The sequence below is a fragment of the Bartonella sp. AD328YNZD genome, from assembly GCF_042196425.1.
Genome location: NZ_JBHIQG010000630.1, coordinates 1 through 931 on the forward strand (window position 1 = coordinate 1; position 931 = coordinate 931).

Sequence of the window (931 nt, forward strand, 5' to 3'; positions counted from 1 at the left end):
CGACGAGGTGTCCAATATTCACGAGCGGCTTTATAGGTTAATCCAGCATTCACAAGTTGATCCGTAACAGCTTTTTTAAGATCAGCAGCAGCTTTTCGTTGCATACGTGCGGGTATTTCTTCACTGAAAAGTTCAAGAAGAAGATCAGACATTAGGCCTCTCCAGTATATATTTGTCCAGCTTCTGTGAGTAAGAAGGCTTCCCCACAACGGCGCGCGAGATTACGAACGCGAAGAATGTAATTTTGTCGTTCGGTTACAGAAATAACGCCACGTGCTTGCAAAAGATTAAAGATATGGCTCGCTTTAATACATTGATCATAGGCAGGAAAAACACAGCGATGGAATACATTTTCTTTATTTGGTTTTCCAGCATCAAGAAGTGCGCTGCATTCGCGTTCTGCATCGATAAAGTGCTGATGGAGCAGTTTTGTATCAGCAAATTCGAAGTTGTAATATGAGTATTCCTGTTCTGCCTGTAAAAAAATATCTCTATAACTTATTTTGTTTTCTCCCTCTAAACCATTAAAGTTAAGGTCATAGACGTTATCAACCCCTTGGATATACATCGCTAGACGCTCAAGACCGTATGTGAGTTCCCCTGAAACTGGAGCGCATTCAATGCCGCACACTTGTTGAAAATAAGTAAATTGAGAGACTTCCATTCCATCGCACCAACATTCCCATCCAAGCCCCCAAGCACCAAGAGTGGGACTTTCCCAATCATCTTCAACAAAGCGAATATCATGCAGTTTTGTATCAAGCCCGATAGCTTGTAGCGACTTTATATAAAGTTCTTGTAGATTGAGCGGAGAGGGTTTGAGAAGCACTTGGAATTGATAATAGTGTTGTAAACGATTTGGATTCTTACCATATCGGCCATCTGTTGGACGTCGAGAGGGTTGGACATAAGCAACTTTCCAAGGGCGTGG

The 931-nt window shown here is 42.1% G+C and carries 2 protein-coding genes; both read right to left on the reverse strand.

What is annotated here, in order from left to right; genetic code table 11:
• Positions 1-152: glycine--tRNA ligase subunit beta (locus ACFIO3_RS14125; protein WP_375704690.1), on the reverse strand; the 152-nt coding region annotated here is incomplete at its 3' end.
• Positions 152-931 (reverse strand): glycine--tRNA ligase subunit alpha (locus tag ACFIO3_RS14130; protein ID WP_375704689.1); only part of this gene is annotated, 780 nt, incomplete at its 5' end. The genes ACFIO3_RS14125 and ACFIO3_RS14130, both read right to left, overlap by 1 nt.